This window comes from Arthrobacter sp. 05N33_2 (assembly GCF_056397425.1).
The window spans coordinates 1-7,800 of record NZ_JBFTNJ010000102.1 but is presented as its reverse complement, the minus strand read 5'-3'; the positions used below and the strand labels follow the sequence as shown (position 1 = coordinate 7,800).

Here is a 7,800-nt window from a genome sequence, read left to right as displayed (position 1 = left end):
GCGCTGGATCCTGCTGACCCACGGCCACATCGACCACCTCGGCGGTGCGCACGCCCTATGGGAGCTCACCGGACGGCGCGCGAAGGTCGTGATCCACGAGGCCGACGCGCCTCTGCTGCGCTCCCGGCGCGCGCACGTCGACCAGTACGTGGACGTGCGCCAGCAGTACATCGACAATCCGAATGCCATCGAGGAGCAGACGAAAGCCGCGAACCACGTCATCTCCGGCGAGATGGAGCCGACCATGCTGGTTAGGGGCGGCGAGACCCTCGCCCTGGGCGGGGACGTCACCGTCTCGGTCCACCACATCCCCGGCCACACGGCCGGGTCCGTCGCCTACGTCGTGGACGGGCAGCAGTCGGTCTTCGTCGGCGACGCCGTGCAGATCCACGGAGCGGCCAACGGCTTCCCCGGCTACGAGGATCCGGCCGCCTACCGCTCAAGTCTGCGGTACCTGCGCGACGACGTCCGCCCGCAACACCTGTACCTGGGCCACCCGTACCGGGGCGCTGACGGCGTGCCGTRCGGCGTTGAACTGGACCGTGAGGCGGCCCGGAATGCCCTGCAGGGAAGCCTGGACCTCGAGACCCGAATCGACGACGCCGCCCGCCGGTACCTTCGCGACGGCCTCCAGGAGACGGACTCGCCATACTCGCCCTTCGCCCGCGTCGCTGCAGAACTCGGCTACGCGGGCGACCCCAGCCTCGAGCCGTCCCCGTTCTTCACGACGCTCCACGGCTACCGCACGGCCTTTGACCGCCTGACCAAAGATGAGGAGCTTCGCACCCATGGATGACCTGAAGATGTTGGATGCCGGCGCGGAGAAAATCGCCGTCCGCAAGGACCTCCGGGTCCCGATGCGGGACGGCGTCGAGCTCGCCGCGGACGCCTATCACGGTACCGGGGACAAACCGCGCCCCGCCCTCGTAGCCCTGAGCCCCTACGGCAAAGAACTGCAGGCGCTGGCCCTCACAACCCCGCCACAGCGGCGCCCCAGCCCGATGTGGGACGGCTGCATCGAGGCCGGCGACATCGCCCGCATCGTCAAGGAGGACTACGTTCACGTCATTGGCGACCTGCGCGGCTCGGGTCACTCCGGCGGCGAACATATCGGCAATTACAACGCCGGTGGCGTGTCGCTTGGCCAGGACGCCTACGACTTCATCGAGTGGGTCGCCGCGCAGCCGTGGTGCGACGGCAACGTCGGCATGGTCGGCATCTCCTATTTCGGCTCCATGCAGGTGCTGGCAGCGGCCGAGCGGCCGCCGCACCTGAAGGCGATCTTTGTCTCCGGCGGCCACTACGACTTCTACGAGACCACCTACCATGGCGGCATCATGTGGTTCATGCCGCGTGCTGCACGCGAGGGCCGCGGCGGCGATTCCGGCTGGGCGTTCACGGACAACGTCAAGTCCCGCATGATCGAGAAGTACTCCCCCGGGGAATTGACGAAGCTGGTTGCCACGCGTCTTGCGGACCCGGACGTGGCCGCCTGGCCGAACCTGGTCCATGTCCTGAACTACCCGAAGAACCACGAGGCCTGGTTCGACATTGTGATGAACGAGCTCGACGGGGACTGGTACGAGGAGCGCAACCCCATMACGCTGGCCCCGAACATCGACATCCCGGTSTRSCTGCAGATCGACCAGGGCCGCGGCTGGACGATGGACGGCACGATTGAGCTGTTCAAGGAGCTGAAGGGCCCCAAGAAGCTGGACATCGGCCCGTACCCGCCGATGCAGTCGCGTCCCTTCATCGAAGAACACGACAAGATGTTCCGGTGGTACGACTACTGGATCAAGGGCATCGACAACGGCGTCATGGACGAGCCGGCCGTGAGCGTCTTCGTGGAGGGCTCGCGTGAGCTGGTAACTGCGGAGGCGTGGCCGCCGAAGGACGTCGAGTACAAGTCCCTCTATCTGCGCCCGCGGCACAAACTGTCGACCGAGCCCGAGCTGATGGGCGCGGAGTACGCCGCCCCGGACGGCTTCTACCAGGCGCCGCTGACAGTGACCGACAAGGTGGAGATCATCAGCTGGTCCACCCCTGTCTTCGAGGAGGACACGGAGATGATCGGCACCGGCGCCGCGCACATCTTCGCCGAGATCGACCAGCCGGACACCAACTTCATCCTCCGCCTGTGGGATTACGCGCCCACCGGCGCGCGCCAGCTGATCACCAGCGGATACCTGAAGGCCTCGCACCGCGAACTTGACGACCGCAGCACCGAGGGCAACCCGCTCCACCCGCACACCCGCAGTGTGCCGGTGGAGCCGGGGACGATCGAGGAGTACGTCCTGCGCCTCTATCCGTTCGCGAACACTTTCAAGCCGGGCCACAAGCTCATCGCAGAGCTTTCGAACGGCGAGCCGCTGGCCGACGAGCACAACGCGCTGCTGCCGCCGGATGCCTTCCATCTGCCGGTGGGCCGGCCCGTCACCCACAAGATCTACCGCGACGCCGCCCACCAGTCCAGGCTGGTCCTGCCGTTCACCTCCCGCCAACCGGCGGGGGGCCAGCCGGCGGTCGTCCAGGCGCGCTGATGCCATGCGGCAGCTGACAACACCAGGGCGCAGCCAACAGGCTGCGCCCTGGTGTTGTCAGCTCACTCAGCCAGCAGGAAGCACCAGTTCTCGACCATCAGATCCAGTGAAGTATCGCGGTCCACGGTCCAGCCGAGCCGCATCCAGCGCCGGGAAAAGAACTCCAGCTCGCCGAAGGCCAGCGCGCAGCGGACCCGGCGGCTGGCCGGGGCAAAACGCCCGGCGCTGTCGAGGCCCGCCTGCATGTCGTCGATCGCCGTGTCGAACCACTGGTCCAAAGCCGCCTGGATGTCCGGTTCGCTGGCCGCGGCCTGGTGAGCCGCCACAACATAGGGGCGGATGTCGGCCCACTGGTCAAATTTCCGGGCCAGCCAGACCCTGATCAGCTCGCGGTCTCCGGACTCCACCACCGAATGCAGCGGCGGGACATCGGCCTCCGTCAGCATCTCGTTGGACCGCTCGACGAGCGAGCGCATGAGCTGGGCTTTGGACGGAAAATGCGAATAGAAGGTTGCCCTGGTGGTGCCCACGGCAGCGGAGATGTCATCCACCGTGGYGGCGGCGAACCCTTTCTCCTCGAAAAGCTCCAGCCCCTTGTCGAGGAAAAGCCGGCGGGTCATCTGCTTTTGAGCGTCTCGAATGCTTGCCACGCCCCCAGATTAGTCCCCCGATTCACCGCATTCGTTCACTTGATGCTGTTTTCAGCCACTGAACCGACGTAAGCCGCGAGGTGCTCGCCGGTGAGGGTGGAGCGGGCGGCCACAAGGCTGCCGGGCGTGCCCTCGARRACGAKCCKGCCGCCGKCGTGSCCGGCGCCGGGRCCRAGGTCGATGATCCAGTCGGCGTGCGCCATGACCGCCTGGTGGTGCTCGATGACGATGACCGATTTGCCGGAGTCCACGAGCCGGTCCAGGAGTCCCAAAAGGTTCTGGACGTCGGCGAGATGCAGGCCGGTGGTGGGCTCGTCGAGGACGTAGACATCACCCTTCTCCGCCATCTGGGTGGCGAGCTTGACGCGCTGCCGCTCGCCACCGGACAGCGTGGTGAGCGGCTGGCCCAGGGTGAGGTAGCCCAGCCCGACGTCGACCAGCCGGTCGAGGATCTTGTGGGCCGCCGGGGTGCGGGCCTCCCCTTCGCTGAAGAACACCGCGGCTTCGGTCATCGACATGGCCAGCACCTCGGCAATATTCCGGCCACCCAACGTGTACTCCAGAACTGCCGCCTGGAACCGGCGGCCCTCGCAGTCCTCACAGGTGGATTCGACCGTGGCCATGACACCGAGCTCGGTGAAGATGACACCCGCGCCGTTACAGGTGGGGCAGGCACCCTCCGAATTGGAGCTGAACAGCGCCGGCTTCACGCCGTTGGCCTTCGCGAACGCCTTGCGGATCGGCTCGAGGAGGCCCGTGTACGTCGCAGGGTTGCTGCGCCGCGAACCCTTGATGGCGCCCTGGTCAATCACCACCACACCGGCCCGGCCGTCCACCGAGCCGTCGATCAGCGAGCTCTTGCCCGAACCTGCAACACCCGTGACGACGCAGAGCACGCCGAGCGGGACGTCGACGTCCACGTCCTTGAGGTTGTGCGTCGAGGCGCCCCGCACCTCGAGCGTGCCGGACGGGGTACGCACGGAGTCCTTCAACCTGGCCCGGTCGTCGAGGTGCCGCCCGGTGATGGTGTCGCTCGCCCGCAGGCCCTCCACGGTTCCCTCGAAGCACACGCTGCCGCCCGCCGTACCCGCGCCGGGGCCAAGGTCAATGACGTGGTCGGCGATGGCGATGGTCTCCGGTTTGTGCTCGACGACGAGCACGGTGTTGCCCTTGTCCCGCAGCTGCAGCAGCAGCTGGTTCATCCGTTCGATGTCATGCGGGTGCAGGCCGATCGTCGGCTCGTCAAAGACGTAGGTGATGTCGGTAAGGGACGAGCCCAGGTGCCGGATCATTTTGGTGCGCTGGGCCTCGCCGCCGGACAGGGTGCCCGCCGGCCGGTCCAGCGAGAGGTAACCCAGCCCGATTTCGGCGAACGAGTCGAGCAGGTGCTGCAGGCCTTTCAGCAGGGGTGCGACGGAAGGGGCGTCAAGCTCGCGGATCCATGCGGCGAGGTCGCTGATCTGCATCTCGCAGAGGTCCGCGATGTTCTTGCCCTGGATCTTCGCGGACCTGGCCTCCGGGCTCAGCCGGGTGCCGTCGCACTCGGGGCAGGCCTGGAACGTGATGGCGYGTTCCACGAAGGCCCGGATGTGCGGCTGCATGGCGTCGACGTCCTTGGAGAGCATCGACTTCTGGATCTTCGGGATCACGCCCTCGTAGGTCAGATTGATGCCCTCGACCTTGATCTTGGTGGGCTCCTTGTAGAGGAGGTCGTGCATTTCCTTCTTGGTGAACTTCGCGATCGGCTTGTCCATGTCGAAGCCGGCGCCGCTGAAGATCCGGCCGTACCAGCCGTCCATGCTGTAGCCGGGGATCGTCAGGGCACCCTCGCTGAGCGATTTGCTGTCGTCGTACAACGCAGTGAGGTCGAAGTCCGAAACCGAGCCCATCCCCTCGCAGCGTGCGCACATGCCGCCCAGGTAGACCACATCGCGCACCACGCTCCGCTCGACCCGGCCGCCGGCTTTCTCGGTACTCATCACCCCGCTCGCCTTGCGCGTCGGGACGTTGAAGGAGAAGGCAGTGGGTGGCCCGATGCGGGGCATGCCCAGGCGGCTGAAGAGGATCCGGAGCATGGCGTTCGCGTCGGTGGCGGTGCCGACGGTGGATCGGGGGTTGGCGCCCATCCGCTCCTGGTCAACGATGATCGCCGTCGTCAGCCCCTCCAGGTGGTCCACCTCGGGCCGCGCCAGGTTGGGCATGAAGCCCTGCACAAACGCGCTATAGGTCTCGTTGATCATCCGCTGCGACTCGGCGGCGATGGTGGCGAAAACCAGCGAGCTCTTGCCCGAGCCGGACACGCCGGTGAACACCGTCAAGCGGCGCTTCGGGATCTCGACGCTGATGTCCTTGAGGTTGTTCTCCCGTGCGCCCTGCACGCGGATCAGGTCGTGGCTGTCCGCTTCATGCAGCGCGGGCGGCTGCGTGTCCGTGCTCGTGGCAATGCTCATCGTGTCTCCATCTGTTGGGCGGGGCAGCCCCAAGCGTCCCCGTCGTCGTCGACTGGCTCTATCTAACCAGCTGGCGGCTGGTCCGGCGGTGGCCGGCGGGCACCTTAGATCGGCTGCTGGATGCGGATCAGGTTGCCCGCGGGATCGCGGAAGGCGCAGTCGCGCACCCCGTAGGCCTGCTCTGTCGGTTCCTGGACCACCTCGGCGCCGCTGGCCTGCAGCCGTTCGAAGGTGGCGTCGACGTCCTTGGTGGCCAGGAGGATGCGCGCATAGGTGCCCTTGGCCATCATCTCGTCGATGGTGCCGCGCTCTTCGTCGGTGACGCCGGGATCGGCGGCGGGCGGTTCCAGGACGATGGATGTGTCCGGCTGGCCGGCCGGGCCGACCGTGATCCAGCGCATCCCGCCGTAGCCGACGTCGTTGCGGACCTCGAAGCCGAGGGTGTCCCGGTAGAAGGCCAGGGCGGCGTCGGGATCGTTGTGTGGGAGGAAACTGGCGTGAATGTTGATGTCCATGGGCTTCATGCTAGTTGCGGTTCGGGGGCCGGGACTTCTCGATTCCTGACCGGTCTGGTGACCTGTTTCGCGACGCATGAGGGCATCCCTGCGGTTGCCCTGGCTGCCTCGCGCCGGTAGACGCTGGGCGGCACGCCAACCAGTTCGGTGAAGCGGGTGCTGAAGGTGCCCAGCGACGAGCAGCCGACCGTAAAGCAGACCTCGGTGACGCTCAGGTCGCCGCGGCGCAGCAGGGTCATCGCGCGTTCTATGCGCCGTGTCATGAGATAGCTGTACGGCGACTCGCCGTACGCCAGGCGGAACTCGCGGCTGAGGTGCCCGGCGGACATGTGGGCGCCGCGGGCGAGGGCCTCGACATCCAGCGGCTGTGCGTATTCCCGGTCCATTCGGTCGCGGACGCGGCGTAACAGCGCGAGGTCGCGCAAGCGCTGCGCCCGGTCGGGTTTGCTGGTCACAAGTGCGRTCGTGCTACGTCGTGCCGGAGTTGTCCAGCCCGGAGGTGTTCCTGAATCTCCGGCCGTTCCATTGTCTTTGGCGGCAGGCTCGCTGAGAATGAACCATGACGGTCTACCTGAGGTCTCTGGAAACTGCAGTCCCGCCAACCATCCTGGTCCAGCCCGAGGCCAGGGCCGTGTTCGCCGCCCAGCCGGGCCTCACCCGGCTCGGATCCCGGCTCGTCAACACGTGCTTTGACTCTGCAGCCATCGACACGCGGCACACGGCGGTGGAGGAACTCACCGCGGACAGCAAGGCGGAAAACCCCCAGTTCTTCGACCCCGCCACCGGCCTGGTGCTCAGCCCCAGCACCAAGACCCGGAACGGCATTTTCGCCACGGAAGCGACCAAGCTCTTCATTGAAGCAGCCCAAAAAGCCCTCGATGCCTGCCCGGGCGTCGAGGAGCGGGACATCACCCACCTGATCACGGTTTCCTGCACCGGATTCTTCAATCCCGGCCCGGACTACAAGATTGTCCGGGCCCTCGGCCTGAATCCGGCTGTCCAGCGGTACCACCTCGGCTTTATGGGCTGCTATGCAGCCTTCCCGGCGATGCGGGCGGCGAAGTCCTTTTGCGAGGCGGATCCGGAGGCGACGGTGCTGGTGGTCTGCGCCGAACTCTGTTCCCTTCACGTCCGGACCTCCAATGATCCGGACACCATCATGGGGTCGGCGTTGTTCGCCGACGGCGCTGCCGCGGCCATCATCACAGCGCGGGACATCCCCGTGGAAACGCCCATGCTGCGGCTGGACCACTTCGAAACCGTCCTGACGCCCGTCGGGGAGGACTCGATGGCCTGGAACATCGGTGACGAGGGCTTCGAGATGGTGCTGGGCAACTATGTCCCGCACATCATCGATGATCACATCATTGGCGCGCTGGAACCGCTCCTGTCCCGCGACGGCTCGCTGAAGGGGCTCCCCTACCGGGAGATCGAGCACTGGGGCATCCACCCGGGCGGCCGGAGCATTCTGGACAAGGTCCAGTCCAGGCTGGAGCTCAGCGACGAGCAGCTGGTCCCGGCCCGCGAAACCCTCCGGAACTTCGGCAACATGAGCAGCGCCACCGTCCTGTTCGTCCTCAAGCACATCCTCGAACTGCCGGCAGCGGACGATGCAGCAGACGACGCCGGGGCCGGCCCGGGC

General features: G+C 66.6%; 7 protein-coding genes. 3 read left to right on the top strand and 4 right to left on the bottom strand.

What is annotated here, in order from left to right:
- Together AC1DHX_RS19810 and AC1DHX_RS19805 are read left to right on the top strand one after the other, a co-directional pair.
- A partial coding sequence (locus tag AC1DHX_RS19810; RefSeq protein WP_476900397.1) for an MBL fold metallo-hydrolase occupies positions 1-796 on the top strand: 796 nt, incomplete at its 5' end.
- Complete coding sequence (locus AC1DHX_RS19805; protein WP_476900396.1) at positions 789-2,543, top strand: CocE/NonD family hydrolase; 1,755 nt, start codon at positions 789-791, stop codon at positions 2,541-2,543. The genes AC1DHX_RS19810 and AC1DHX_RS19805, both read left to right, overlap by 8 nt.
- A 62-nt stretch (positions 2,544-2,605) precedes the next feature.
- Here the strand turns inward: AC1DHX_RS19805 and AC1DHX_RS19800 are convergent, their stop codons facing one another.
- The 4 genes from AC1DHX_RS19800 to AC1DHX_RS19785 all read right to left on the bottom strand — a co-directional run bounded on the left by AC1DHX_RS19800 (position 2,606) and on the right by AC1DHX_RS19785 (position 6,613).
- Positions 2,606-3,193 (bottom strand): TetR/AcrR family transcriptional regulator, encoded by a 588-nt coding sequence (locus AC1DHX_RS19800; protein WP_476900395.1) that lies wholly within the window; start codon positions 3,191-3,193, stop codon positions 2,606-2,608.
- Between the two features lie 35 nt (positions 3,194-3,228).
- Positions 3,229-5,643, bottom strand: coding sequence for an ATP-binding cassette domain-containing protein (locus tag AC1DHX_RS19795; protein ID WP_476900394.1), 2,415 nt, complete (start codon positions 5,641-5,643; stop codon positions 3,229-3,231).
- A gap of 104 nt (positions 5,644-5,747) precedes the next feature.
- The gene (locus AC1DHX_RS19790) at positions 5,748-6,167 is read right to left on the bottom strand and encodes a VOC family protein (RefSeq protein ID WP_476858550.1); all 420 of its coding nucleotides are present in this window, start codon (positions 6,165-6,167) and stop codon (positions 5,748-5,750) included.
- Positions 6,164-6,613 carry a helix-turn-helix transcriptional regulator gene (locus AC1DHX_RS19785; protein WP_476850902.1) on the bottom strand — a complete coding sequence of 150 codons (450 nt, stop codon included), beginning with the start codon at positions 6,611-6,613 and terminating at the stop codon, positions 6,164-6,166. Before AC1DHX_RS19785 ends, AC1DHX_RS19790 begins: the two co-directional genes overlap by 4 nt.
- 104 nt (positions 6,614-6,717) lie before the next feature.
- Between AC1DHX_RS19785 and AC1DHX_RS19780 the strand changes: the two genes are divergently transcribed.
- A partial coding sequence (locus tag AC1DHX_RS19780) for a type III polyketide synthase (RefSeq protein ID WP_476900393.1) occupies positions 6,718-7,800 on the top strand: 1,083 nt, incomplete at its 3' end.